General features: G+C 47.5%; 26 protein-coding genes and 1 riboswitch. Of the genes, 8 read left to right on the top strand and 18 right to left on the bottom strand.

Annotated features, from left to right (window positions below):
* Positions 1 to 4 precede the first annotated feature (4 nt).
* Positions 5 to 502 (top strand): Lrp/AsnC family transcriptional regulator, encoded by a 498-nt coding sequence (locus ACV3PA_RS06360; protein WP_035406085.1) that lies wholly within the window; start codon positions 5 to 7, stop codon positions 500 to 502.
* Positions 499 to 1689, top strand: coding sequence for an aminotransferase (locus ACV3PA_RS06355; protein WP_456125851.1), 1191 nt, complete (start codon positions 499 to 501; stop codon positions 1687 to 1689). Before ACV3PA_RS06360 ends, ACV3PA_RS06355 begins: the two co-directional genes overlap by 4 nt.
* A gap of 51 nt (positions 1690 to 1740) precedes the next feature.
* Here ACV3PA_RS06355 and ACV3PA_RS06350 read toward each other — a convergent pair whose 3' ends face one another.
* Together ACV3PA_RS06350 and ACV3PA_RS06345 are read right to left on the bottom strand one after the other, a co-directional pair.
* Positions 1741 to 2628: a MazG nucleotide pyrophosphohydrolase domain-containing protein gene (locus tag ACV3PA_RS06350; RefSeq protein ID WP_456125850.1), complete on the bottom strand. Its 888-nt coding sequence runs from the start codon at positions 2626 to 2628 to the stop codon at positions 1741 to 1743.
* The gene (locus tag ACV3PA_RS06345; protein ID WP_456125849.1) at positions 2594 to 2779 is read right to left on the bottom strand and encodes a hypothetical protein; all 186 of its coding nucleotides are present in this window, start codon (positions 2777 to 2779) and stop codon (positions 2594 to 2596) included. The genes ACV3PA_RS06350 and ACV3PA_RS06345 overlap by 35 nt, the downstream gene beginning before the upstream one ends.
* A gap of 93 nt (positions 2780 to 2872) precedes the next feature.
* Here ACV3PA_RS06345 and ytvI point away from each other — a divergent pair, with 93 nt between their 5' ends.
* Entirely contained in the window at positions 2873 to 3997 is a 1125-nt protein-coding gene (ytvI, locus tag ACV3PA_RS06340; protein ID WP_053454106.1) for a sporulation integral membrane protein YtvI, read from the top strand.
* Here ytvI and ACV3PA_RS06335 read toward each other — a convergent pair.
* The 3 genes from ACV3PA_RS06335 to ACV3PA_RS06325 are packed head-to-tail and all read right to left on the bottom strand — an operon-like array spanning position 3952 to position 6204.
* Positions 3952 to 4644, bottom strand: coding sequence for a DUF429 domain-containing protein (locus ACV3PA_RS06335; RefSeq protein WP_053454107.1), 693 nt, complete (start codon positions 4642 to 4644; stop codon positions 3952 to 3954). The two genes, ytvI and ACV3PA_RS06335, sit on opposite strands and share 46 nt — an antisense overlap.
* Complete coding sequence (locus ACV3PA_RS06330; RefSeq protein WP_160315949.1) at positions 4625 to 4795, bottom strand: hypothetical protein; 171 nt, start codon at positions 4793 to 4795, stop codon at positions 4625 to 4627. Before ACV3PA_RS06330 ends, ACV3PA_RS06335 begins: the two co-directional genes overlap by 20 nt.
* A complete protein-coding gene (locus ACV3PA_RS06325; RefSeq protein WP_053454108.1) occupies positions 4792 to 6204 on the bottom strand; it encodes a leucyl aminopeptidase in 1413 nt (470 codons plus the stop codon). The genes ACV3PA_RS06330 and ACV3PA_RS06325 overlap by 4 nt, the downstream gene beginning before the upstream one ends.
* A gap of 353 nt (positions 6205 to 6557) precedes the next feature.
* On the opposite strand from ACV3PA_RS06325, the gene ptsP reads away from it, so the two are divergent.
* Positions 6558 to 8282 carry a phosphoenolpyruvate--protein phosphotransferase gene (gene ptsP / locus ACV3PA_RS06320; protein WP_047393452.1) on the top strand — a complete coding sequence of 575 codons (1725 nt, stop codon included), beginning with the start codon at positions 6558 to 6560 and terminating at the stop codon, positions 8280 to 8282.
* Between the two features lie 106 nt (positions 8283 to 8388).
* On the opposite strand, the gene ACV3PA_RS06315 is transcribed toward ptsP, so the two are convergent.
* From ACV3PA_RS06315 to ACV3PA_RS06290, 6 genes are all read right to left on the bottom strand, one after another.
* The gene (locus tag ACV3PA_RS06315; RefSeq protein ID WP_456125848.1) at positions 8389 to 9906 is read right to left on the bottom strand and encodes an MDR family MFS transporter; all 1518 of its coding nucleotides are present in this window, start codon (positions 9904 to 9906) and stop codon (positions 8389 to 8391) included.
* A 153-nt stretch (positions 9907 to 10059) separates the two neighbouring features.
* Positions 10060 to 12171 carry a glucose-specific PTS transporter subunit IIBC gene (gene ptsG, locus ACV3PA_RS06310; RefSeq protein ID WP_456125847.1) on the bottom strand — a complete coding sequence of 704 codons (2112 nt, stop codon included), beginning with the start codon at positions 12169 to 12171 and terminating at the stop codon, positions 10060 to 10062.
* 130 nt (positions 12172 to 12301) lie between these two features.
* Positions 12302 to 13825, bottom strand: a complete 1524-nt coding sequence (gene ptsG / locus ACV3PA_RS06305; RefSeq protein WP_023469131.1) for a glucose-specific PTS transporter subunit IIBC — start codon at positions 13823 to 13825, stop codon at positions 12302 to 12304.
* A gap of 217 nt (positions 13826 to 14042) precedes the next feature.
* Entirely contained in the window at positions 14043 to 14900 is an 858-nt protein-coding gene (gene glcT / locus ACV3PA_RS06300) for a glucose PTS transporter transcription antiterminator GlcT (RefSeq protein ID WP_268023458.1), read from the bottom strand.
* A gap of 101 nt (positions 14901 to 15001) precedes the next feature.
* Entirely contained in the window at positions 15002 to 15319 is a 318-nt protein-coding gene (locus tag ACV3PA_RS06295; RefSeq protein WP_053454112.1) for a YuiB family protein, read from the bottom strand.
* An 81-nt stretch (positions 15320 to 15400) separates the two neighbouring features.
* Positions 15401 to 16612 carry an NAD(P)/FAD-dependent oxidoreductase gene (locus ACV3PA_RS06290; protein ID WP_053454113.1) on the bottom strand — a complete coding sequence of 404 codons (1212 nt, stop codon included), beginning with the start codon at positions 16610 to 16612 and terminating at the stop codon, positions 15401 to 15403.
* A gap of 243 nt (positions 16613 to 16855) precedes the next feature.
* On the opposite strand from ACV3PA_RS06290, the gene ACV3PA_RS06285 reads away from it, so the two are divergent.
* Positions 16856 to 17854: an NAD(P)/FAD-dependent oxidoreductase gene (locus ACV3PA_RS06285; protein WP_053454114.1), complete on the top strand. Its 999-nt coding sequence runs from the start codon at positions 16856 to 16858 to the stop codon at positions 17852 to 17854.
* 151 nt (positions 17855 to 18005) lie between these two features.
* Here ACV3PA_RS06285 and ACV3PA_RS06280 read toward each other — a convergent pair whose 3' ends face one another.
* The 4 genes from ACV3PA_RS06280 to ACV3PA_RS06265 all read right to left on the bottom strand — a co-directional run bounded on the left by ACV3PA_RS06280 (position 18006) and on the right by ACV3PA_RS06265 (position 20323).
* Positions 18006 to 18491, bottom strand: a complete 486-nt coding sequence (locus ACV3PA_RS06280) for a GNAT family N-acetyltransferase (protein WP_456125846.1) — start codon at positions 18489 to 18491, stop codon at positions 18006 to 18008.
* Entirely contained in the window at positions 18488 to 18991 is a 504-nt protein-coding gene (locus ACV3PA_RS06275) for a GNAT family N-acetyltransferase (RefSeq protein WP_456125845.1), read from the bottom strand. The genes ACV3PA_RS06280 and ACV3PA_RS06275 overlap by 4 nt, the downstream gene beginning before the upstream one ends.
* Positions 18988 to 19854 (bottom strand): NAD-dependent epimerase/dehydratase family protein, encoded by an 867-nt coding sequence (locus tag ACV3PA_RS06270; protein WP_456125844.1) that lies wholly within the window; start codon positions 19852 to 19854, stop codon positions 18988 to 18990. Before ACV3PA_RS06270 ends, ACV3PA_RS06275 begins: the two co-directional genes overlap by 4 nt.
* Before the next feature lie 118 nt (positions 19855 to 19972).
* On the bottom strand, positions 19973 to 20323 hold the full coding sequence (locus ACV3PA_RS06265; RefSeq protein ID WP_053454118.1) for a HesB/IscA family protein: 351 nt from the start codon (positions 20321 to 20323) through the stop codon (positions 19973 to 19975).
* Positions 20324 to 20434: 111 nt separating this feature from the next.
* Positions 20435 to 20576, top strand: a riboswitch (FMN riboswitch).
* A gap of 154 nt (positions 20577 to 20730) precedes the next feature.
* On the opposite strand from ACV3PA_RS06265, the gene ACV3PA_RS06260 reads away from it, so the two are divergent.
* Positions 20731 to 21297: an ECF transporter S component gene (locus ACV3PA_RS06260; RefSeq protein WP_029342415.1), complete on the top strand. Its 567-nt coding sequence runs from the start codon at positions 20731 to 20733 to the stop codon at positions 21295 to 21297.
* A 72-nt stretch (positions 21298 to 21369) separates the two neighbouring features.
* Here ACV3PA_RS06260 and ACV3PA_RS06255 read toward each other — a convergent pair whose 3' ends face one another.
* Positions 21370 to 21603 (bottom strand): YuzB family protein, encoded by a 234-nt coding sequence (locus ACV3PA_RS06255; protein WP_023469141.1) that lies wholly within the window; start codon positions 21601 to 21603, stop codon positions 21370 to 21372.
* A 92-nt stretch (positions 21604 to 21695) separates the two neighbouring features.
* On the opposite strand from ACV3PA_RS06255, the gene ACV3PA_RS06250 reads away from it, so the two are divergent.
* A complete protein-coding gene (locus ACV3PA_RS06250) occupies positions 21696 to 22748 on the top strand; it encodes an NAD(P)/FAD-dependent oxidoreductase (protein ID WP_053454119.1) in 1053 nt (350 codons plus the stop codon).
* A gap of 39 nt (positions 22749 to 22787) precedes the next feature.
* Here the strand turns inward: ACV3PA_RS06250 and ACV3PA_RS06245 are convergent, their stop codons facing one another.
* A complete protein-coding gene (locus ACV3PA_RS06245) occupies positions 22788 to 23084 on the bottom strand; it encodes a DUF1462 family protein (protein ID WP_053454120.1) in 297 nt (98 codons plus the stop codon).
* A 109-nt stretch (positions 23085 to 23193) separates the two neighbouring features.
* Between ACV3PA_RS06245 and ACV3PA_RS06240 the strand changes: the two genes are divergently transcribed.
* On the top strand, positions 23194 to 23421 hold the full coding sequence (locus ACV3PA_RS06240; RefSeq protein WP_012371190.1) for a NifU family protein: 228 nt from the start codon (positions 23194 to 23196) through the stop codon (positions 23419 to 23421).
* A 42-nt stretch (positions 23422 to 23463) separates the two neighbouring features.
* Here the strand turns inward: ACV3PA_RS06240 and ACV3PA_RS06235 are convergent, their stop codons facing one another.
* The gene (locus ACV3PA_RS06235; protein ID WP_456125843.1) at positions 23464 to 24228 is read right to left on the bottom strand and encodes a TIGR01457 family HAD-type hydrolase; all 765 of its coding nucleotides are present in this window, start codon (positions 24226 to 24228) and stop codon (positions 23464 to 23466) included.
* Positions 24229 to 24234: the final 6 nt, after the last annotated feature.

Raw genomic sequence — 24234 nt, 5'->3', positions numbered from 1 at the left:
TTCCATGTACACCGAAAAACAACTCGAATTATTAGCATTATTAACACAAAATGGTCCGATGGATGTAAACTTACTCGCTCAGATGCTCGACTGGGAAGCGTCAGAAGTGGCAGCTTCGATCGAGACATTCAAACGTGACGGTGTTCTACTCGGCTACACCGCTGTCATCGACTGGCAAAAGATTCATGCCCATCATGGTGTGACAGCTTTCATTGATGTAAAGGTCACCCCGAAACGTGGTCGTGGCTTTGACGAAGTCGCTGAACGGATCCATCGTTTCCCGGAAGTGACGTCTCTCTATTTGATGTCAGGCGCATACGACTTGCAAGTCGTCCTAGATGGCAAGTCGTTACAAGAAGTCTCCCAATTCGTCTCTGAAAAATTATCGACGCTCGATTCTGTCATCTCGACGACGACGCATTTCCGCTTGAAGACTTACAAGCACGATGGCGTCCTATTCAGTCAGGATGATGATGATAAACGATTGAAGGTGTCTCCATGAAGTCTCTATCTGAACGCGTCGAACAGTTAGCTCCGTCCGGCATTCGCCGTTTCTTTGATTTAGCAGGATCGATGGAAGACGTCATCTCCCTCGGTGTCGGTGAACCCGATTTCGTCACGCCATGGAATGTACGGGAAGCAAGCTTTGCTGCGCTCGAACAAGGCTATACTGCATATAGTGCTAACGCCGGTTTACTCGAACTCCGACAAGAAATCGCCACTTACATGCAAGAAAAATTCGCGATCTCCTATTCAACGACGGAAGAGATCATCGTTACGACGGGTGCCTCGGAAGGACTCGATCTTGCCTTCCGTAGTTTAATCAACCCCGGTGATGAAGTCATCGTCGTCGAACCGGCATTCGTCTCGTATGCTCCTTTGATCGAACTCGCTGGAGGAATCCCTATCGCAGCTGCCTGTCACGCCGAAGATGGTTTTGCGATTCAACCGGAAACGATTGAGCAACTGCTGACGGACAAAACGAAAGCGATCATTTTCTGTTTCCCATCGAATCCGACGGGTTCCACGATGACACGCGATCAACTCGCCGATCTTGCACTGCTCGTTCAAAAACATGATCTATATGTCATCAGTGACGAGATCTATGCGGAACTGTCTTACGAAACGGAAGCGATCTGTTTCGCAACCCTCCCCGGTATGCGGGAGCGCACGATCATCATCAATGGTTTCTCGAAAGCCTTCGCGATGACAGGCTGGCGCCTTGGCTTCACTTGCGCACCACCCGCGATCACGCAATCGATGCTGAAGGTGCATCAATACGGGATGATGTGTGCACCAACGCTCGTTCAGTTTGCAGGAATTGAAGCACTCCGTTCTCGTCATAAGACGGTTCCTGATATGGTGACGAGTTATCGTCAACGCCGGAACTACTTTGTCAAGGCGTTAAACGATGTGGGTCTCCCGACACACTTACCAGGTGGTGCCTTCTATGCCTTCCCGTACATCGGTCATACTGGACTAACGAGTGAAGAGTTCGCGGAGCAATTGTTACTTGCTGAACGTGTCGCTGTTGTCCCAGGATCCGTCTTCGGCGCAAGTGGTGAAGGATATGTTCGGGCAAGTTACGCGAGTTCGATCGAACAGCTACAAGAAGCGATCGCTCGCATCCAACGCTTCATGAAACAATGGCAAGACCAAGATGAGGCAGCATCATCTCGTTCACGATAAGTCAACGACAAATAAGCCGCTTGCTCACGAGAGCAGGCGGCTTATTTCATCTCAATCGATATACAAAACAAGGAACATCCGATGATCGTCTTCCGCATGATACGGTGAGACTGGACCTAGTTGTGGCGCAAAGACTTCTAATCGATACGGTGAGTCCTTGAAATCAAGTGGTGTCCGCTCTTTAATCAAGCGCCCCATCTCGTCCGCTAATTCTTTCACTTCGACCAAACTACGCGAACGTTCCATCGGTGCCTCAAAGACAAACGCCTCGATTCCCTCGATCGGCGCACAGCGGAGGAATCGTCGAAGCGACGGAAGTGCCGCCTCCATATTATCCGCTAATGTTCGATCATCCTCATAAATAGGTGCTCCCCAGAGGCGTGCCTCACTTCCTGTCGCACTCCGGAAATGATCGATTGTCTCTTCCGTAATGGGATCACGCGTCAACGCAAAGCGTGTTTTATCCCGCTTCAAATTCTTTTCATTCGTCCGGTCGATTTCTGTCAGTAAATCGAGTTGAAGCGGTCGCGCCAAACGAAACAGTTCACGTTGTAGACGTGCTAAGGAATGACCGATCGGCACGATCGCATCTTTCGATTTCGGCGGTTTATCGCCTTCATACCCGTTCATGACACGTGCAATTTGACCTGCTTCATGAACAAGTCGATAAAACGAACCGTCCTGTTCATCGTTTGCCGTACCGAGTGTCTCATGCTGTTCTGCGAGATTCGTCACGTATTGATTGGCAAGACAAGTCGAGATCATCAAGACATCGACAAGTTCAAAGCGAAGGGCTTCTAAATCATTTTGTTCAAATGCTTCCCCGACCTCACCGATTTCCTCCGTCAGTCGTGCAAGACCAGATAGTGGTCGAAAATAACCACCGAGTGATCGAATCGTCGCATCAACCTTTTGTTGCAGTGTCTTCATCTGTTCCATCTGTCTGACCCTCCACCATAGCCTGGCGTACTTGCGCTTCTGTCTCCTGTTTGACGCGCTTTGCAAACGCCTGATTTTTCTTCCATTCTCGGATTCCAATGGATGACGCAGCAATCAACGCAGCAAATAGTCCGATTTCTCTTTTACGCATCGAGATCTCCTCCTTTTGAATGACTCGTAACCTACCTAAACATGATATGATGATATCAATTAATTCTACATAATCTAGTAAGAGGTGTTGCTTGTGTCGACTGAACGTCTTTGGCAAATGGCCCGGTTCTTGACGGTGATCTTCGCCTTCTTAGTTGGTGGATGGTTACTCCTCCGCCTCTCGTCCATCTTGTATCCGTTTGTCTTTGCGTTTCTGCTTGCCCTATTCAGCCGACCGCTTGTCGATTTCTTCCAAAAGCGGTTCCGAATCAATCGTGGATGGGGTGCGTTGTTATCGATTATTTTAATCAGTGGTCTATTAGTTGGTTCCCTCGCCTTGATCATCATGCAATTGATTCGCGGTCTTGTATTTGTCGCCAATCAATTACCAGCGCAAATTCAAGAGTTGAGCCTGTATTTTCAAAAGCTCTACAATGAAAAGCTGGCACCCATCTGGAACGATGCTTCTGAAGCCTTGCGTTCACTGGAACCATCGCAACAAAACACGGTCCAAAACAGTATCCAATCGCTCGGTAGTTCACTTGCGAGTGCGATTGGCGAAGGTTCAAAAAGTATCGCCATGATGTTACAGACGGTCCTTGCGACGTTGCCATCGATTGCCTTGATTTTCGTCATCGTCTTACTCGCTTGGTTCTTCATCGCAAAAGATTGGCATCAGTACGAGATGCGATTGAAACGCTATGAGATGCTCCCTTGGTTCGCTCGTTTCGAGTCCGTCTTCCTAAGCTTACGCTCTGCCTTGTTCGGCTATCTGAAGGCACAGCTCACCTTGATCACGATCACGTTTTTCATCGTCTTGATTGGTTTGTTCATCATTGGTGTAGAGCACCCATTTGCAGTCGCCTTTATCGCTGCCTTTTTCGATATCTTGCCGTACCTTGGTACCGGTTCCGTCTTCTTGCCTTGGATCGCCTACTCCTTGATTACCGGAGATACGACGCTTGCGATTGGCCTTGGTATTTTGTACGCCCTCGTCATTCTTCAACGCAACATCATGGAACCGAAGATCGTTGGTGACAGTATTGGCATTCAACCAATCACTGCACTGATTGCACTGTTTGTCGGTATTCAATTCTTCGGTGTGTTCGGACTAATTCTCGGACCATTGATTGCTGTCATCTTAAAAGCACTCTACAACGCACAGATTTTCCATTACATCTGGGACTTTGTTAAAGGATCACCCACACCATTTCGGTGAGGGTGATTTTTTGGTGCTGCTGCATATAAAGGATATCCTTCCGGATCCACCGGCTGACTTGCCGGTAGAAAATCGCACGGATAACGGGCACCGGTCGCAAGTAGACACGCATCCAGCCAATCATCGATTGCAACATGTGAGTGACGCTGTTCCCATAGCGGCGGACAATCAAAGCGCTCGAGCAATTCGATTCGTTCTGCGATGCCTTCTGTCATCTTTTTTGAGAAACGTGCCGGATGACCAGCGAGTCGCGCGAAGCAAACTTCCGGATGCGCTTCAATCATTTCGCTCCGATATGCATGACGGACTTCCCGAATTTTCGGTAAGAGATACCATGCTTGTTTTGAAAGCCCGATGCCAGCATGTTGTTTTGCCAAATCATTTGCTTCCATATAAGTTGAAGCAGTCAACGCACTGAGGAACGGTGCATTAAAGACACTACTCGTTCGCCCGGGGCGTAATTCCTGTCGCAACAGTTGGTCCGTTTCCCGTCGTCCCTCGGTCAAGCCAATCGGCATGTCGATCCAAATCCGGTCAGCGATCGGAATCTGTGCAAGCGTCGGTTCGACGGATCCCGTATAACGACCATTTTTGTACATGACGACGACCCACCCCGCCTTCGCAGCGTCAATCCCGATGACGTTCATTCGTCTTCTCCCGGAAAGAACGTAGTAGCGACAACACCGTGAAGATACCGATGAACGTCGCGAGACCAAGCGATAGCTGGTCGCGCGCATCCATGTACCAGATGATGGTAAGAATCGTCAACAAAACGCCGAGTAGATTCCAGCGTCTCATTTTTCTTGCTCGACGAACCGGTACAGGCTACGGACCATGACACCAGTTGCGCCTTTTGGACCAATCTCGGACGCTTGATTTTGTTCTGATGTTCCAGCGATATCGAGGTGTAGCCAAGGTGTGTCCCCAACGAATTCGCCGACGAACGCACCACCGAAGATCATATGCCCCATTCGTCCTGGTGAGTTGTTCAAGTCTGCTACATCCGAACGACGGACTTGTTTGATGAACGCATCGACATACGGCATTTGCCAAACCATCTCATTCGTCTCTTTCGTCACCTGTTCAAAACGTTCGTAGAGCGACGCATCATTCGTCAAAGCACCTGTGATTTCTGTACCAAGAGCAACAAGTACACCACCTGTCAAAGTCGCGAGATCAATGATTGCTTTTGGCTGATACTCTTTAACGTACGTGACTGCGTCAGCGAGGACAAGCCGTCCTTCTGCGTCCGTGTTCAAGACTTCGATCGTTTTACCCGCCATCGATGTAATGACATCATCCGGTTTGAAGGCATCTCCTGAAATCATATTGTCCGTCGCTGGAATGACACCAATGACGTGAACATCTGGCTTGAGCTGACCGAGTGCTTCAAATAGACCGAGAACGGCTGCCGCTCCACCCATGTCGCCTTTCATTCCAACGATGCCGTCTTTCGGTTTGATTGAATAACCACCTGTGTCGAAGGTGACACCTTTCCCGACGACCGCGATCGGTGCTTCTGCTGACCCTTTATATTCAAGAACGATCAATTTCGGTGGAATGACGGATCCCTGGTTGACGGCAAGCAAGGCGCCCATGCCAAGTGCTTCCATCTCTTCCTTATCAATGATCCGGAGGTCATGTCCATGACGTTCCGCGATGAAACGCGCTTCGTCCGCAAGCGCCGGAGCTGTTAAGAGATTCCCTGGCATCGTTACGAGACGACGCGCTAAGTTCGTCGCTTCAGCCAAGACCGTTCCACGGCGTGTTGCTTCTTCCTCTGAAGGTAAGACCGTCAGATGTAACGTATATGCTTTGGAAGGAGACGTCTTATAATGCTTGACCTCATATGTAGCGAGGGTAAATGTCTCGGCAATCAGTTCGACAGGTTGTCCTGGGAATGTCGTTGCGTCGACCGTAACATGTTCTAAGCGACGTGTTTTGACATGTTGTGCTGCTTTTCCGAGTAAGCGCCGTAAATCATCTTGCGCGAGTTGATCGACTTTCCCGAGTCCAACGAACAAGACTCGCGCGACGTCTCCCGTTAATGTTGGCAACAAGCGCAGTTCTCCTCGTTTCGTTGAGATGTCGCCTTGACGGACCCACTCCTCTAATTTGTCACCATATAATGCTTGTAACCGTTCATCGAGTGGTTGATTTCCTGAAATCCCGACAACGAGTACGTCTACGGATTGATTCGTTTGCATATAAAACTCCCCCTTTGACTAGTATCTATTAGTATGAAGTGTTTTCAGACATTTTCCAACTGATAGCCTCTCGACTCATCGTAAACGCTTTCACTACTTCTGTTCGACAATTTGTCGAAATGCTTGGTTTCAAACAATTGTTGCTCGTTTCACAATATGATAGGATTAAACGGGTGAAATGTTGAGACACTTCAAGAAACGATGCGTTTGCTGTTCCGGGAAATGTCTACGTTTTCATTCAAGGAAGAGTACGCAGAAGGCTCGTTAAGAGAGAGGCGTTTATGGGTATCTATAGATAGCTAAGAAACGAAGTCGTCGCGTTAAAAAAACTTACTGAAAAGAGGGTAATGCACATGGCACAACATATCAAGGGAATTGGCGCTTCTGCAGGGATCGCGATTGCAAAGGCATTCGTGATGGAAACACCGGTCTTTGAAATTCCATCGCACAAAATCGAGGATGCAGCTGCGGAAAAAGAACGTTTCCAAGCAGCGATTGCAAAATCGAAGACGGAACTCGAAGTCATTCGTGAAAATACCTTACAAGAATTAGGTCCAGATAAAGCAGAGATTTTCTCAGCTCACCTTCTTATTTTAGAAGATCCGGAAATCGTTAGTCAGGTGAACGCAAAAATCGAGGACGAACAAGCAAATGCTGCGAAAGCACTCGATGAAGTCGCGAACATGATGGTCATGATTTTCGAATCAATGGATAACGAATACATGCGCGAACGCGCAGCAGACGTCCGTGACGTTACAAAACGGACGATGGCTCACCTTCTTGGTATCACGTTCGTTACTCCAGCTCAAATCAACGAAGAAGTCATCATCATCGCGGAAGACTTGACGCCTTCAGATACAGCTCAATTGAACCGTAAATATGCAAAAGGTTTCGCAACGAACATTGGTGGCCGGACATCGCACTCTGCCATCATGTCACGTTCACTCGAAATCCCAGCAGTCGTCGGAACAAAAGTCGTCTTGACGGATGTGAAACACGGTGATCTTCTCATCCTTGATGGTGCGGAAGGTGACGTCATCGTCAATCCAAGTGAAGAGCAAGTGGCTGAGTACGAAGCAAAACGTGCAGCATACATCGCACAAAAAGAAGAGTGGAAAAAACTCAAAAACGAAAAAACAATGACAGCTGACGGTCATCACGTTGAGCTCGCTGCAAACATCGGTACACCAAACGATGTCAAAGGTGTACTTGAGAACGGTGCGGAAGCAGTCGGTCTCTATCGTACGGAATTCCTCTACATGGATGCAGAGACGTTCCCAACGGAAGACGAGCAGTTCACAGCATACAAAACAGTCCTCGAGTCAATGGGCGATAAAAAAGTCGTCATCCGGACACTTGATATCGGTGGCGACAAAGAATTGTCGTACCTTGATCTTCCACACGAGATGAACCCATTCCTCGGTTACCGTGCGATCCGTCTTTGCCTTGACCAAACAGACTTGTTCCGTACACAATTGCGCGCACTTCTTCGTGCAAGTGCATACGGTAAACTCGCTGTCATGTTCCCGATGATCGCAACAATCGAAGAGTTCCGTGCTGCAAAAGCTCTTCTCCTTGAAGAGAAAGCAAATCTCCAAGCTGAAGGCGTTACAGTATCAGAAGACATCGAAGTCGGTATGATGGTCGAGATCCCAGCAACTGCGGTCATGGCTCGTCAATTCGCAAAAGAAGTCGACTTCTTCTCAGTCGGAACGAACGATTTGATTCAATATACGATGGCAGCAGACCGGATGAACGAAAAAGTATCATACCTTTACCAGCCGTTCAACCCAGCGATCTTGAACCTCTTGAACAACGTCATCACAGAAGCACACAAAGCAGGCAAATGGGTCGGCATGTGTGGTGAGATGGCAGGAGAAGAATTGGCACTCCCAATCCTTCTTGGTCTTGGTCTTGATGAGTTCTCGATGTCAGCATCATCTGTCCTTCGCGCACGTAGCTTGATGACACGCCTCAACAAGTCAGAATGTGAAGCAATCGTTGAGCAAGTTCTCGATATGGATACAGCAGAAGAAGTCGTCGACTTCCTCAGCACGACATTCGATATCAAAAAATAATTCCTGTAGACGAATCTGGAGAAATCCAGGTTCGTCTTTTTTTGTCTTATTAAACAAAAAAACAACGCCCCTTTCTAATAAGAAAGAAGACGTTATCTAAACGTGATTATTGAGCTTGTTTTTTCTTTGCTGGAGCCGTTTGTTCCGATAAAATCGGACGCTCATTCCCCATCAAGAAGATAAAGATGACACCAAGCACTGCTGGAATCAACGCCCAGAAATAGACGGTTGAGATGGATTCCGCAAGCGACGTCTTAATCGCTGTCGCAACTTCTGGTGGCATCTTCGCAAACGCATCAGCCGTTGGGAACTGTCCACCCGACGGCGCTCCACCTTGTGGCAAACGATCGGAGACAGCGGACGTGAACGTTCGCGATTGAATGATACCAAGGACCGTGACACCAAGCGTCATCCCGATTGTCCGGAATGTTGATCCCATCGAGGTCGCTGCGCCACGACGTTGCATCTCGATTCCATTGATACTCGCTAGATTCAACAAGGAGAAGCTGAATCCAACCCCAAATCCGAGGATAATCATATAGATTGTTACTGCAGTTCGGGATGTATCCAGCGTCATCGTACTGAGGAGATAGACACCGAGTAAGAAAAAGACAGCTGAGACGATCATGACGTTCCGGAATCCAAACTTATTCGGCAATTGTCCACCGAGTTGTGCCGAGATGACCGAGGCAATCAACATCGGCATCAAGATCAGACCGGAATTCGTTGCGCTTCCACCGAAGACACCTTGCACGAAGATCGGAATGAACACACTCGCCGAGATGAAGACGAACCCGTAAAAGAAAGCCACGCCTTGTGTTGCAGCAAAGAGACGACGCCGGAACAGACTGAACGTAATGACTGGATCCGCTGCGCGTCGTTCAGCGAACGCAAAGGCAATGAACGAAACGAGGGCTGCTCCAAATAAGCCGAGAATTTGTGGTGAAGACCAAGCATATTCCTTCCCGCCCATTTCTAGCGCGAGCAAGAATACAATCAATCCTGCCACCAGTGTAACCGCACCGACATAGTCGATTTTTTGTGTCCGGTGAACTGGTGATTCTTGATAAAAGACCGTTACGAGTCCGAGGGCAATCAAACCAAGCGGGATATTGATGTAAAACACCCAGCGCCAGTCAAGGGAGTCTGTCAATACGGCGCCAAGTAATGGACCAAAGATACTCGAAATTCCAAAGACTGCTCCAAACAGACCACTGACCTTACCGCGTTTTTCAGGTGGGAAGATATCAAAGATAATCGTAAAGGCGATTGGCATCAACGCTCCTCCACCGAGTCCTTGTAATGCGCGATAAGCAGACAGCTCAATGATCGAGTCTGCCATCCCGCATAAGATACTACCAACCATGAAGAGTAACATGCCAAAGAGGAAGAATCGTTTTCTTCCATACATATCACTCAGTTTACCGAAGATCGGCATCCCCGCGACGGTTGCGATCATGTAGGCAGATGTTACCCACGCATACTGATCAAACCCGTTTAGTTCGCTGACGATTGTCGGCATTGCCGTCGCAACAATCGTATTATCCATTGCTGCAACTAAAATCCCAATCAATAATCCAATGACGACAGGTGTCGTATTCGTTTTTGTTGTAGTCGAAGACATCGACGCACCTCATTTCTAAAAAAATTAGCTAACTCTTATAATAGCTAACTCATTGTACCATCATATGTGCAAAATCTCATTATCAAATGTGCTCTACTATATTTTCACACAAAAAAAGACGGATCGCTCATGACGATCCGTCACTTTGATTTCTTACTCTACACGATACGAAATCGCTTCTCCTGCTTCGACCGTCCGTCCAACATCAACGTCGACTTTTCGATCGCCGCTATTTGTGACGATGATTGGTGTCAGTAACGATGGGACGAGTGGTCGCACTTGCTCAAGGTCGACATTGAGCAGTGGCGTACCCGGTTCGACACGATCGCCAGCTTTCGCCAACGCCTCAAATCCTTTCCCTTCGAGCGATACGGTATCGATACCGATATGAATCAGGATTTCGTCTCCATTATCCGCAAGAATTCCGATTGCATGTTTCGTCGGGAAGAAGGTCGTGATCTCACCTGAGACTGGAGAAACAACATATCCTTCTGTCGGTTCGATCGCATATCCGTCGCCCATCATGCGTCCGGAGAAGACTTGATCCGGTACATCATCAAGCGAACGGATGATACCGCTCAACGGTGCGACATAACCATCTTGTGGCACGTAAGCACCACCACGATCTCCTGCGAGAGGACCCGTATCGGCTGTACCCGATTCAGAAGTTCGCGCTTCATCTCCTGTTGGAACTTGCGGAATCGGATCTGCTTCCGGTGTCTCTTTCGGACGATAGTTTGGATCCTTCATGATATCTGCCATCTCGGTCTTGATGCCGTCAGATTTTGGTCCAAAGATGGCTTGGACGTTATCCCCGACTTCAAGTACACCAGCAGCACCAAGCTCTTTCAAGCGATCCTTGTTAACACCTGATTTATCATTGACCGTAATCCGAAGACGCGTGATACAGGCATCGAGGTGTTTGATATTCGACGGACCACCGAATGCTTGTAGAATCTCATACGGAAGATCGCCTGCTTTTGCCGTTGATGTAGCGGCACCCTCCTTAATTGCTTCGCGTCCTGGAATCTTCAGATCAAACTTCGTGATGACGAAGCGGAATCCGAAGTAATAGATGACGGCGAATACTAAACCGACTGGAATGACGAGCCACCACGAGGTTCGGTTCGGTAAAATTCCGAATAACGTATAGTCAATCAATCCACCCGAGAACGTCATCCCTATCTTGACGTTCAATAAATCCATGATCATGAATGAAAGTCCAGCAAAGACTGCGTGAACAGCAAACAAGAGTGGTGCAACGAATACGAATGAAAACTCAACTGGCTCAGTGATACCAGTTAGGAAAGAAGTCAAGGCAGCCGAGAAATACAAACCTTCGACGGCTTTACGACGATCCTTCGCAACAGTATGGTACATCGCAAGACAGGCTGCCGGCAGACCAAACATCATGAATGGATATTTCCCGGTCATATATGTTCCTGCCGTGAATGGTACACCATCCTTTAATTGTGCGAAGAAGATCCGCTGATCCCCGTTGATAATCGTTCCGGCTTTATCCGTATATTCACCAAACTGGAACCAAAAACTTGAATACCAAATATGGTGAAGTCCAAACGGAATCAACGAACGTTCGACGAGTCCAAAGATGAAGGCAGACAGCGGTTCATTTGCTTCAATGATTGTTTTTGAGAACGTATTGATGCCTGTCCCGATTGGTGGCCAAATATACGAGAGCGCAAAACCTGCGACAAGACTGAATAAAGCAGTGGCAATTGGAACAAAACGTTTTCCTGCAAAGAATCCGAGGAAATCAGGCAGTTTGATTTTAAAGAATTTATTATAACTGTACGCTGCTATCAAACCGGCAATGATCCCTCCGAATACCCCCATCTGCAAGGTCGGTATCCCAAGGACCGTCGCATACGACAAGTCACTCGCCTTTTGTGCTTCCGTGATTTTTTCGGGTGTAATCTGTAAGAATGAACTGATGACCTTGTTCATGATCAAGAAACCGACGATGGCTGCTAAGCCGGCGACCCCTTCTCCGTTCGCAAGACCAATCGCGACCCCGACGGCAAACAGTAATCCGAGGTTCGCAAAGATGATATCACCTGCATCCTGCATGACTCGCCAGATGACGACTAGCGAATCATTTTCGAGGAATGGCAAGTATTGCGTTAAGTTCGGGTTTTGAAACGCTGTCCCGAACGCAAGCAATAACCCCGCTGCCGGTAAGATCGCTACCGGTAACATCAGGGCCTTACCAATCCGCTGTAAGACACCAAACACGTTTTTCCACATGCGTATATTCCCTCCTTTATTTAAACAAACTACTTAGTTCATACCCTAAAATATTCTAGCGCAAAACGATTCTAAAAGATTTTTCCAAAAAAAATGAGCCCTTCCACAGAAGGACTCATTCCTAAAAACATTAGACTGTTTTTTCTTGTTTGCGTGATGCAATGACGGCTTGGATCTCAGACTTGATGTTGTCTGATTTCGGTCCGTAGATTGCTTGAACGTTGTTACCAACTTCAAGGACACCAGCAGCACCTAATTTTTTCAACTCATCTTTGTTAACTTTTGATTTGTCGAGAACTTCGACACGAAGACGTGTGATACAAGCATCTAAGTGTTTGATGTTCGATTCAGAACCGAGTGCATCAAGGATACCTTCAGCAAGTTCAGAACCTTGAACAGATGATGTTTCTTGAACTTCATCTTCACGACCTGGTGTTTTCAAGTTGAACTGACGGATTGCGAAACGGAATCCGAAGTAGTAGATGACAGAAAGTGCAAGACCGACGACGATAACGAGCCACCACTGCGTGCGTCCTGGAAGAACACCGAAGAGAAGGAAGTCGATCAAACCACCAGAGAATGTCATACCGATCTTAACGTTCAACAATTGCATTGTCATGAACGAAAGACCTGCGAAGACTGCGTGAACTGCGAACAAGATTGGAGCTACGAACAAGAATGCGAATTCGATTGGCTCTGTGATACCTGTCAAGAAAGCTGTAAGTGCTGCTGATCCAAGAAGACCACCAACGACCGCACGACGCTCAGGGCGAGCTTCGTGGTACATCGCAAGTGCTGCTGCTGGAAGACCGAACATCATGAACGGGAATTTACCAGTCATGAACGTACCAGCTGTTAATGTTGCGTTGTCTTTCAATTGTGCGAAGAAGATCGCTTGGTCACCATGAACGACTGTTCCTGCTGCATTCTTGTACGAACCGAATTCGAACCAGAATGGTGCATAGAAGATATGGTGAAGACCGAATGGAATCAACGAACGTTCGATGAGACCAAAGACGAATGCTGCGAGTGTTGGGTTTTTCTCCATCATGAAGTGCGAGAACGAGTTCAAGCCATCTTGCGCGAACGGCCAGACGAATACGAGAACAAGACCTGCAACCAATGAAACAACTGCTGTGACGATTGGAACGAAACGTTTACCAGCAAAGAATCCAAGGAACTGTGGCAATTCGAGATTATGATACTTCCCGTACGCCCAAGCTGCGATCAGACCGATGATGATACCACCGAATACCCCAGTTTGAAGTGTTGGGATACCGAGTACGTTTGCATATCCTTGACCGTTAGCGACCATTTCAGGTGTAACGCCGAGCCATACGCTCATCGTTTTGTTCATGATCAAGAATCCGACGATCGCTGCAAGTCCGGCTGCGCCGTCCCCTGCAAGACCAATTGCGACACCGACCGCGAATAAGAGTGCTAAGTTACCGAAGATGATATCCCCAGCTGCTTCCATCAATTTTGCAACCTTGATGATTGCATCATTTTTTAAGAACTCGAGTTTTGATGTCAAGTTCGGATTTTGCATCGCGTTACCGAATCCGAGTAGGATACCGGCAGCTGGCAAAATCGCTACAGGAAGCATCAACGCTTTACCGACACGTTGAAGAACAGCAAAAATCTGTTTGAACATGTGTGTTTCCTCCTTTTCCTGTTAAGAGCGAAGAATGATGAATAATGCCAATGATTGAGACGAAAAAAGTCAGACATCTGACCGTTTTTTTACAGAAAAAAATCAGGCACGAGCGGATTGTAGACAATAGACTTATCCCGTTGAATAACGGAAATAAAGCTTCTTGCCCGACATCCCACTCATGCCTGATCGTATCAGTAACACGTAGTCCGTGCGGTCATTTACCTGAATCGTACTGCACTAAGCGTTGCAGATGCATCGTAAGATACGTCGCCTCACCGCGCGGTACCGCTTTCTTCAACTGACGTTCCATGATGGACATCAGCTCCCAAGCAGTATCATAGCATAGCGGATATTCTTCACGCAATAGCTTTTCTACTTTTTCTGGAGCCTCTAGATACTCCCCATTGGAAACCCTTTCAATCGCTGAACGAAGATGCCGAATCAGACGCTTGTAATCAAGCGATTTTCGGTCGATTTTAATCTCCAGTCGCTGTTCGATATGACTAGCAATTAAACCGACGAGCTGATGATGGCGGTTGACTTCGAGTACGTCTTTGAAGTTCGTCGCTGAATGAATATGAAGTGCAATGAACCCTGTCTCGGCTGGAGGCAAGTAAAAATTCATCTCAGCACTTATGAATTCGACGATTTCTTCAGCAAGTGCATACTCTTCCGGATACAAAGCTTCCGTTTCGGCAAGAAATGGATTCGTGACTTCCATTCCCTGTTCTAGTCGCTTGAACGTAAACGTCAAGTGATCCGTCAATCCAATATGGATATGCTCATCGACTCGTTTACCAAAACGGGTCTCAATCATCGAAACGATCTCGTTCATCAGTGCAATGAAGTTCTCATCCAGATGACCGACGAGCGCCTTATATTGATCCTGTTCTTCTTTATCCTTCAACGTGTAGACTTTTTCCAACTTGTCGAGATCTGTCAGTTGATCGCCTGGCTTCCGACCGAAGCCAATCCCTTTCGCGAGGATAATGACTTCCTGATTCGCACCAGTCGAACAAATGACGACATTATTATTCAATACCTTGATAACGTGGTACATTTGTTTATCCATTCGCTCTCAACCCAATCTGCTCTTACACATTTATTTAAAGACATTGTTTTTATTATAACGGTTTTTCAGACACGAAAAAAGCCTACTTACTCAAGTAGACTTTAAAACATTTGGTAACCGCTCTTACGCAAGAAACGAATAGATAGACCGGCGATGATGATTCCAGCAAAACCAGCTGCGAACATCGTGATATCCGCTGCCTGTAGACCAGCAATCCGGTCTCCGAGATTCGGAATCGCTTCACGTGCATTCGTGAAGTATTCGAGCGTTGATTGGTTGTCGATCATCATGATGATGATGATCGGATAGAGTACGAGCATCACCCATGTACTCCGCAACAACATGTTTAAAATGAATCCGATACTAAAGAACATGACGAGATAAAGAACACTCCCGATCACGGCTTGAATGATATGCATACTGTTCCCCCTTTGAATCTCTTCTAGTATAACCGACAAAAAAGGCAAATGCACGAGTGTACATTTGCCTAAAACGTGAACTTAGAACTTCCCTTTTTTGATCGCAAGACCAAGCTTTTTCAGTTCGAAGAAGTGTTTGTTATCGATGACTTTTTTCATGAACGATGCGTTGCGACCGTAGATCTTCTTACCGAAGACCATGCCGATGCCGTCTTTGTGACCAAGTGAAGCGACTGTTCCTTTGTTCTCATACGTGAACGACGATGTTTGACGTCCTGTGATGAGTGCTGCAATGTTCTCAGCGACTTTGTGTGCTTGTTGTGTCGCGATTTGTGCAGTTGGAGGGTACGGACGGTTCGAACTTGGATCCATGACTGCTGAACAGTCACCGATCATGAAGACATTGTCGTGTCCTGGAACACGAAGATCTTCTTCGACGACGACACGGTTACGCATCGCTTCAAATCCAGATGCTGCAACGACTGGGTTACCACTGACGCCACCCGTCCAGATGATCGTGCTTGCTTCGATCGTTTCAGTAGTGTCGCCTTGAAGCGGACCGAATGTGACACTTCCTGGTCCACATTCCTTGATGCCGTTACCGAGTTTGAACTCGACGCCTTGGCGCTCAAGCCATTTGTGTGCGTAGTTGACGAGATCAGCGTCGAATCCTGGAAGGACTGTTGGTGCTGCCTCGATGTTGACGACGCGAACGAGTTCGCGTGGGATATCATATTGTTTGCACAGTTCTGGAATACGGTTGACGAGTTCACCCATGAACTCGATTCCTGTAAATCCAGCACCACCAACGACGATCGTCAAGAGTGAACGATCTTGTGATCCTGTTGTTTTGTACTGTGCGAATGAGTAATCGATATGTTCCTTGATTTTACGGACGCTGTTCAACGAGCTGATCGTCAGCGCGTGTTCCTTCAATCCTTTGATACCGAATGTTTCAGGAACACCACCGAGAGCAACGACGACGTAATCGTAAGGAACTGTTCCGCCATCTTGTAAAAGAACTGTTTTTGCAGCCGTGTCGACTTTCTCGACGATCCCTTTGACAAGCTTGACGCGAGACGGGTTGATGACATCATTAATGTAGATGCGCGCTTGCTCCGCAGACATCGTACCTGCAGCTGGTTCGTGCAACCAAGTTGTTTGGTAATGATAGTCGTGTTTGTTAATCAACGTGATGTTCGCTTGATCGACGCCGAGTTTCTTTTGAAGGTTGACTGCTGTGATCAATCCACCGTAGCCTGCTCCAAGAATAACAATGTTAGGTGTGTTCATGTTCTGATACTCCTTACGAATCGTAGTTTTGTTGTGATTTTCTTCACATTCAATTACAGACGAATGCTCAAAAATTTTGTTCAAATAATGTTCACATGTCTATAAGCCTATTGAAACACTTTTTAGGAATGATTGCAAAAGAAAAATGTAAATTCCCTTAAAAAAATGTGAGATGTCCCGCACTTGCACCTGAACCCCCTATTTCCTATATAATAGACCTATCCAACGCTAGGAGGGAATCAGATGCACCAACCATATGATGTCACGATCATCGGCGGCGGTCCAGTCGGACTGTTCACCGCGTTTTATTCAGGAATGCGCCAGATGAAGACGAAGGTCATCGAGAGTCTACCTCAATTAGGTGGTCAACTCGCTACGCTTTATCCTGAAAAATATATATACGATATCGCCGGTTTTCCGAAAGTAAAAGCGCAGGAACTGGTCGATCGTCTACTTGAACAAGCGAATGAATTTGATCCGACATACGTGCTCGGAGAAACGGTCATCGCTTACGAACGTATGGATGATGGAATCATCCGCCTCGTCACGAACAAAGGCGAGCATTATACGAAGACCGTCATTTTGACGGCAGGAAACGGTTCGTTTGCTGCGCGTCCACTCGGCGTCGCTGACGCGGAGCGCTTCGAAGAAACGAACTTGCACTACTTCGTCAACGACATGGAACGTTTTAAGGATCGCCAAGTCGTTTTACTTGGTGGCGGCGATTCCGCAGTCGACTGGTCCTTGATGCTTGAACCGATTGCAAAATCCGTCACGCTCGTCCACCGTCGCGATAAGTTCCGTGCCCATGAACATTCGGTCGAACTGTTACACGATTCGTCCGTCAACGTCATGACGCCATATACGCTCGAATCGGTCACAGGTGAGACGCACATCGAAACGATGACGTTCAAGCATGCTGAAAGTGGAGAAGTCGTCGTCGTCGCTGCTGATGATGTCGTCTGTAACTTCGGTTTCGTCTCGTCACTCGGACCATTGAAAGAATGGGAAGTCGAATTCGAACGGAACTCGATTCGCGTCAACTCGAAGATGGAGACAGCGATTCCCGGCGTCTTCGCTTGTGGTGATATCGCGACTTACGAAGGACGCGTCAAACTGATTGCAACTGGCTTCGGTGAAGCTCCGATTGCTGTCAATCAGGCGAAACTTCTTGTCGACCCATCTGCTCGTCACCCGCAACACTCAACTAGCTTGTTCGAAAAAGTAACGAATCATTCTTAAGATACATGTAATTGACTATAAGTGATAAGAGGTCGGATTCCGGAATACATACCGGAGCCCGACCTCTTATTTTCATAGAATTACGCTAGGGCGTGCCCCCATATCTTCGACTCCTACAGGAAGAAAAAGCACGATTCATACGTATGATCTTTCAATCCATTTGAACTGGAATCCGGTAAACCCGTTGCACGAGCTCCACTCCACCGCGCTCAATCATCGATTCCTCAATGACCTGACCACCGAATCGCTCGTAAAATCGACATGCTGGATTATCCTGCAAAACAGCGACCTGCATCGTTCCATACTCTACTAAGTCAGAAGCAATACGTTGAAACAACGCTTTTCCAAGTCCCAGTCCTTGAGATCTCCGTAATACATAAATCGCGTACAACTCCCCTTCACGCGCATCACTTCGACTCGGTCCACCTTGCGCAAAGCCAACGACTTCCTCTTCTGACATAGCGATATAGACACGTTGGTCGACTAACGTCTGCTCCCATTGTTTCGTCCGTTTCTCGTAAGATAACTGTGCTAAATAAGAATCAGGGATGATTCCTTGATACGTCTCCCGCCAAGCGTTGATATGAACGCGAGCAATGGCCGACGCCTCTTCAAGACGTGCTTCACGAATCTTCATAACGCAATGATGAAGCGACGTGTTTCGCGCCCGTTGCGAACAGTCGGTTCGATTTCCTGTCCGCCGTTCGCTAAGATGACACGACGCGATGCGAGATTATCAACACCACAGGTCAATAGCACTTGATCAAGTCCCCGTTTACGCGCTTCTTCAAGCGCAAGCTGAAGACCTGTCGTCGCATAGCCTTTCTTACGCTCGGATGGTCGAATACCATATCCGATATGCCCGCCATACAATTTCAAGTTTTCCGTCAAATCATGCCGAAAATTCAATGCTCCGACGATTCGTTGTCCATCGACCATCCAATACGTCGAATGCGTGACAAGACCCGGTCTGACTGTCGTTTCCATTTCTTTAACCTCCGCGAAATAGGTTGAGAGCGGCTCATACGTATCCCCGACCGCTTCCGGTACGATCGTTTCGCCCGATTCTCGCCAGTCTTCTAAAAAAGCGCGGTACTCTGTTTCCCATGCGAGGGTTGGCTTCATCAACTGCATCATTGGTGATTACGCACCTCCTCTTCAATCAAACGATCGAGCCAGTCATCGATATGCTGGAACTGATACCCTGCTTGTTTCGCAGCTGTCGTGTCCATATAGAAATCACGTTCTGGCGCTAGGGGCGACTCATCCTCCCCTTTGCTAACGAGTTGACTCGTTGTTCCTGCGACACGGTCAATCTTATCCATCAGATCTTCAATCGATAGGACACCGTCGCTTGCAGCATTGATCGGACCTGTCATCTCGGAACGACCACACCACTCAAGAAAAGCTGCTGCTTCATAACTCGAAATATAGCCCATTTTTGCATACGTGTTTTCAGCAACGATCGGACGACCGTCAAGCGCCCTTTTGATATGGAAGACAAGCCGTTCCGTATAATCATCTGGTCCGAGGACAACAGGAAAACGAACGGCAACCACAGGGAACGTCGCCCGTTGAAAGAAATAACTCTCCGCTTGGCGCTTTCCTTCCCCATAACCATGTTCCTTCTCAAGATCATATTTTCCGGGAAACGGATTGTAGGCGCGTTCCGTAATATTCGCTCCACCGTCTTCATAAACAGACATCGTTGACGTCAATACATACCGTCCGACTTTTCCTTCAAATGCGTCGATTGCGAGCTTGGCTTGATACGGCGTGAAGCAGATGTTGTCATAAATGACATCCCAGTGCTGTTGACTCAAGTCCTTCATCGTACTGCTTGATGTCCGGTCTCCTTTAAAGAATGTCAAGCCCTTCGCGACTGGTGGAGTATGCTCGCCGCGTGTGACGATCGTCACATCATCTCCCGAATCGGCTAAGCGAATCGCTAAGCGCCGTCCGAAATAACGTGTTCCCCCGAAGATCAATACTTTTCTCATCCTGAAGCCCTCCCTATTCGTAGTAGCATTCACTCTCTGTAATATTTCGAGTCAACGGAACAGGTCTCCTGTATGTAGACAATAAAAAAATCGTGGACGATGTCCACGATTGTATCAATCAACAACCACCCGGTGTACCGGCATTCGTTGCCGTACGGAATGAAGTTCCGCAACCACATGTTGCGATGGCATTCGGATTCGTGATCGTGAATCCACCGCCAAGCATTGACTGTTTATAATCGACTTCCAGTCCTTTGACGACCGGATAATCTTTTTCGTCCACGATGACGGTCACGCCGTGCTGTTCGAAAACGAGATCCGTTTCTTTTTGTTGATCGAATCCCATTCCGTACGACAGACCACTACATCCACCACCTTGGACGAGCATCCGAAGATTTCGTTCATCTGCTGGTGCCTGCGCCATCATGTCCTGGACTTGTAACGCTGCTGCCTCCGTTAAATGGATCATGTCATCACCTTCCTTTTCTTTAGTATACGCAACTTTTGAGCGAATCGAAACCTAGTTGCTTGAAACCATCTTGAATTCGTTGTATAAATGGTATGTACAATAAAATAATCGTTCCATCTTCAGGGCAGGGTGAAATTCCCGACCGGCGGTAAACAACTCATATGAGTTGAAGCCCGCGAGCGAATAGGGCGCTATTTGCTGATTCTGTGTAATTCAGGAGCCGACAGTATAGTCTGGATGGGAGAAGATGGCGGCATGAGTTTGAATTTGATCGATTTTGCAATAATCGATTAGGTTTATTTAATGCGGACTTCTCCCCTGTTGATTTCATCAATGGGGGTTTCTTTATGGTCGCAGTCATGCCAATACTTCATCGAGAGGAACGAGCAAAAGGAGACAATACTCGTATGAAACGCACACAAAAAATGGTCACTCTGTCAATGTTAGGTTCAATCTCGTTTGTTCTTATGCTTATCAATTTTCCACTACCGTTCTTACCGAACTATCTGAAGATCGACTTCAGTGATGTTCCTGCTCTCGTCGCAGCGATCATGTTCTCACCGGTCGCAGGTGTCATCGTCGAAGCATTGAAGAACGTGTTGTACTATATCTTCCGCGGAAGTGGTGTTCCGGTCGGAGAATTCGCTAACTTCGCTGCAGGCGTTGCATTCGTACTACCTGTCAGCTGGTTCTACCACAAAAAGAAATCAACACAAGGTCTCGCAACAGGTCTCGTCGCTGGTACGATCACGATGGCACTTGGTCTTGCGATCCTCAACTATATCTTGATCCTTCCAGCGTATGCATGGTTCCTAGGTATGGACTATATGGCGGATCCAGCTGTCAAATGGACAGCGATCACAGCCGGTATCTTACCGTTTAACGTCATCAAGGCACTGTTTATCTCGGCACTCTTCATTCCATTGTTCTTGAAACTACGACCATGGATGATGCGCCGTCAACAATCTGCTTAATCCGAAAAGCTGCGCCCGCTGACGGACACGAATCCCCTCGTTCAAACGAACGAGGGGATTTTTTAGCTATGCTCACAGCTCATTCTCTTCGATTTTCAGGTAAATCTTCTCGAGCAACTCTTCCGGTGTTTCGCCTACGACGGTCTCACCATCAACGAGACAAAAATGATCGAGCGAACAAATACCACAATAGCCGAGACAACCGTATTCGACGACGTCAACATTCGGGTCACGTTCGAGTTGTTCCATGACGACCTGTGTACCAGCCGCTAAGTTACTAATACAAAATTCAATAATCGGATTCACTTTTTTTCCTCCTTCAAGCAGGAAACGACCTGCCTCATGTCGTATTATACAAGGTCAGACTGATTTAGGGGAACTAAGGGGGATTTTACGTTATGAAGCAATTGGTCGTACTTGGCGGAGGATATGGTGGAATGCGGATTTGTGAGCGATTCAAGGACGAGGAAGTTGCCGTCACGCTCGTTGACCGTCTACCGTACCACGCACTCAAAACGGAATATTATGCACTCGCAGCAGGTACATTATCAGATCGGGATGTCCGGATTGAATTTCCGGAGGGGAAACATCTTACCTATAAATATGGACATGTCATCAAAATCTCACCCGAGACGAACACGGTCCATCTGCAGGACGGATCAGAATTATTTTATGATGACTTGATCATCGCTCTCGGTTGCGAGGATAAATACCATAACATTCCGGGTGCTCAAGAATTTACATATAGCATCCAGACACTTGAAGAATCACGAAAGACACAGCAAGCCATTTGCGGACTCTCACCAGGGTCTGTCGTCTCAATCGTCGGCGCTGGTCTATCCGGTGTCGAACTTGCCAGTGAACTGCACGAGAGCCGGAAAGATTTAACGATCCGATTGTTCGACCGCGGACCATCCGTCTTGTCGTTCTTATCGGACAAAGTCTCTTCTTACGTTCAAGAATGGTTCGAGGAGCATGACGTTGAAGTCATCAACAATTCGAACGTCACGCTCGTCACGGCAGACGACGTGCGTAACGGCGACGATACGTACCCATCCGACTTAACGATTTGGACGGCGGGTACACAACCGGTCAAAGTCGTTCGCGATCTCGGTTTTGCTGCGGACAGTGGTGGTCGAATCAAATTAACAGACCACCATCATGTACCGGAATACGATAATCTATTCGTCATCGGTGATTGCGCAAGTCTACCGTATGCACCAAGTGGTCAACTCGCAGAACATCAGGCAGAACAAGTCGTTGATGTCTTGCAAGCCAAGTGGCAAGGTAAAAAATTACCGAAGTTGCCAGAAATCAAACTGCGCGGAATGCTCGGATCACTCGGAAAATCAGACGGGTTCGGAATCGTCATGGGTAAACAGGCGCTGACAGGAAAAGTCCCACGTCTCTTGAAGTCCGGTGTCTTATGGAAACATAAAAAGATTAAATGAGTAAAAGAGGTATCCGACTCGGGATACCTCTTTTTTCGTTCACCCCGCCTGACTTAACTTCGCATCGATCGCCGCCGTGATCGTCTTTAATTTAACGTACCCCTCGTCAATCATCTCGTCATCTAGAACAATCAACGGGTAAAAATAGACATCTTCTTTCAGCGCTTCCGTCCATTGATCCGCTGCTGCTGTCTCGAAATCGATATAACGTAACGTCATCGCTTGCTCATATTTCCGCCCGAGTACGGCTTGTAACCAGCTGAACGTCTCTTCCGAGCTGGGTGCCCCGACACAACTCGGACAAGTGACTGCTGTTCCGTAAACCGTGATTTCCATCTTGAAGTCCCCCTTTTCAATTCACTCCTCTTTAGTATACAAGTTTTCCAGATTGAGAACATTTTTCAACCCTGTTACAATGAAACTATACGAAAGGATGTGTTTACGCATGGAAATGTTTGATCAAGTGAATGAAGTTCTTGAAAAATTGCGTCCGTTCCTTCTTCGTGATGGAGGAGACGTTGAACTCGTAGATGTAGAAGACGGAATCGTAAAACTCCGTTTGATGGGAGCTTGTGGTAGCTGCCCAAGTTCAACAATCACATTGAAGGCCGGTATCGAACGTGCCCTTCTTGAAGAAGTCGCTGGCGTCGTTGAAGTCGAACAAGTCTTCTAATACATGAAATCCCGAACGAATTCTCGTTCGGGATTTTTTGATTCACAGAATCCATTCAGCTAACGTATCGACCATATATGTCGGTTGACGATCCTGCCCTTGAATGAAGACTGGTGTATGGACGCCAGAATTAACGTGCATCGTCCGGATGCCTCCATTGATTCCGAAGAGAATGTCCGTATGGTAGTTATCGCCGACCATGATGACGTCTTCTTTTGACAGACCAATCATCTCCGTTGCGATATCAACCATGACCGGTTCCGGTTTACCGATGAAGAACGGTTCCTTCTCCGTCGTCACGCGTAGGACCGCTGTCAAGGCACCGTTCCCTGGTAAGAAACCACGCTCTGTCGGAATCGCGATATCACCATTCGTCGAGATGAATCGCGCACCGGCACGAATCGCCAGAGCACCAACAGCGAGTTTTTCATACGTGATTTGACGATCGAGTCCAATAACGACGTAATCTGCTGCTTCGGTTGCGACGACATCTAACCCTTCTCGTTCAAGCGCATCGATTAGTCCTGTTTCTCCGATCGCATAGACGCGCGCTTTCGGTGACAAATCAGCGATATAGCGACCTGTCGCCATCGCGCTCGTCAAGACGTGCTTCGTATCAGAATGAACACCCATCCCGCGTAACTTCTCCGCCACGGCTTCTGCCGTCATTGACGCATTGTTCGTCACGAACAAATACGGAATCCCTTCTGCTTGCAGACGATTGACGAAATCGACCGCTTCTTTCACCGGTTCCGTTCCATTATACATCGTTCCATCTAAATCAAATAAATAGCCTTTTGCCTTCATTCTGAC

The sequence above is a fragment of the Exiguobacterium sp. EA-TM-5 genome, from assembly GCF_053878415.1.
This window is presented reverse-complemented; position numbering and strand designations above follow the sequence as displayed.

Coding starts and splice junctions, on each gene's coding strand:
- ptsP (WP_047393452.1), top strand. CDS start 6,558: ATGGCACAACATATCAAGGGAATTGGCGCTTCTGCAGGGATCGCGATT.
- ACV3PA_RS06345 (WP_456125849.1), bottom strand. CDS start 2,779: ATGCGTAAAAGAGAAATCGGACTATTTGCTGCGTTGATTGCTGCGTCA.
- ACV3PA_RS06295 (WP_053454112.1), bottom strand. CDS start 15,319: ATGCATATCATTCAAGCCGTGATCGGGAGTGTTCTTTATCTCGTCATG.
- glcT (WP_268023458.1), bottom strand. CDS start 14,900: ATGGATAAACAAATGTACCACGTTATCAAGGTATTGAATAATAATGTC.
- ACV3PA_RS06360 (WP_035406085.1), top strand. CDS start 5: ATGTACACCGAAAAACAACTCGAATTATTAGCATTATTAACACAAAAT.
- ACV3PA_RS06280 (WP_456125846.1), bottom strand. CDS start 18,491: ATGAAGATTCGTGAAGCACGTCTTGAAGAGGCGTCGGCCATTGCTCGC.
- ACV3PA_RS06290 (WP_053454113.1), bottom strand. CDS start 16,612: ATGAACACACCTAACATTGTTATTCTTGGAGCAGGCTACGGTGGATTG.
- ptsG (WP_023469131.1), bottom strand. CDS start 13,825: ATGTTCAAACAGATTTTTGCTGTTCTTCAACGTGTCGGTAAAGCGTTG.
- ACV3PA_RS06235 (WP_456125843.1), bottom strand. CDS start 24,228: ATGAAGGCAAAAGGCTATTTATTTGATTTAGATGGAACGATGTATAAT.
- ACV3PA_RS06240 (WP_012371190.1), top strand. CDS start 23,194: ATGGAAATGTTTGATCAAGTGAATGAAGTTCTTGAAAAATTGCGTCCG.
- ACV3PA_RS06245 (WP_053454120.1), bottom strand. CDS start 23,084: ATGGAAATCACGGTTTACGGAACAGCAGTCACTTGTCCGAGTTGTGTC.
- ACV3PA_RS06270 (WP_456125844.1), bottom strand. CDS start 19,854: ATGAGAAAAGTATTGATCTTCGGGGGAACACGTTATTTCGGACGGCGC.
- ptsG (WP_456125847.1), bottom strand. CDS start 12,171: ATGTGGAAAAACGTGTTTGGTGTCTTACAGCGGATTGGTAAGGCCCTG.
- ACV3PA_RS06330 (WP_160315949.1), bottom strand. CDS start 4,795: ATGAGACGCTGGAATCTACTCGGCGTTTTGTTGACGATTCTTACCATC.
- ACV3PA_RS06350 (WP_456125850.1), bottom strand. CDS start 2,628: ATGGAACAGATGAAGACACTGCAACAAAAGGTTGATGCGACGATTCGA.
- ACV3PA_RS06325 (WP_053454108.1), bottom strand. CDS start 6,204: ATGCAAACGAATCAATCCGTAGACGTACTCGTTGTCGGGATTTCAGGA.
- ACV3PA_RS06260 (WP_029342415.1), top strand. CDS start 20,731: ATGAAACGCACACAAAAAATGGTCACTCTGTCAATGTTAGGTTCAATC.
- ACV3PA_RS06285 (WP_053454114.1), top strand. CDS start 16,856: ATGCACCAACCATATGATGTCACGATCATCGGCGGCGGTCCAGTCGGA.
- ACV3PA_RS06315 (WP_456125848.1), bottom strand. CDS start 9,906: ATGTCTTCGACTACAACAAAAACGAATACGACACCTGTCGTCATTGGA.
- ACV3PA_RS06355 (WP_456125851.1), top strand. CDS start 499: ATGAAGTCTCTATCTGAACGCGTCGAACAGTTAGCTCCGTCCGGCATT.
- ACV3PA_RS06275 (WP_456125845.1), bottom strand. CDS start 18,991: ATGATGCAGTTGATGAAGCCAACCCTCGCATGGGAAACAGAGTACCGC.
- ACV3PA_RS06335 (WP_053454107.1), bottom strand. CDS start 4,644: ATGAACGTCATCGGGATTGACGCTGCGAAGGCGGGGTGGGTCGTCGTC.
- ACV3PA_RS06250 (WP_053454119.1), top strand. CDS start 21,696: ATGAAGCAATTGGTCGTACTTGGCGGAGGATATGGTGGAATGCGGATT.
- ACV3PA_RS06265 (WP_053454118.1), bottom strand. CDS start 20,323: ATGATCCATTTAACGGAGGCAGCAGCGTTACAAGTCCAGGACATGATG.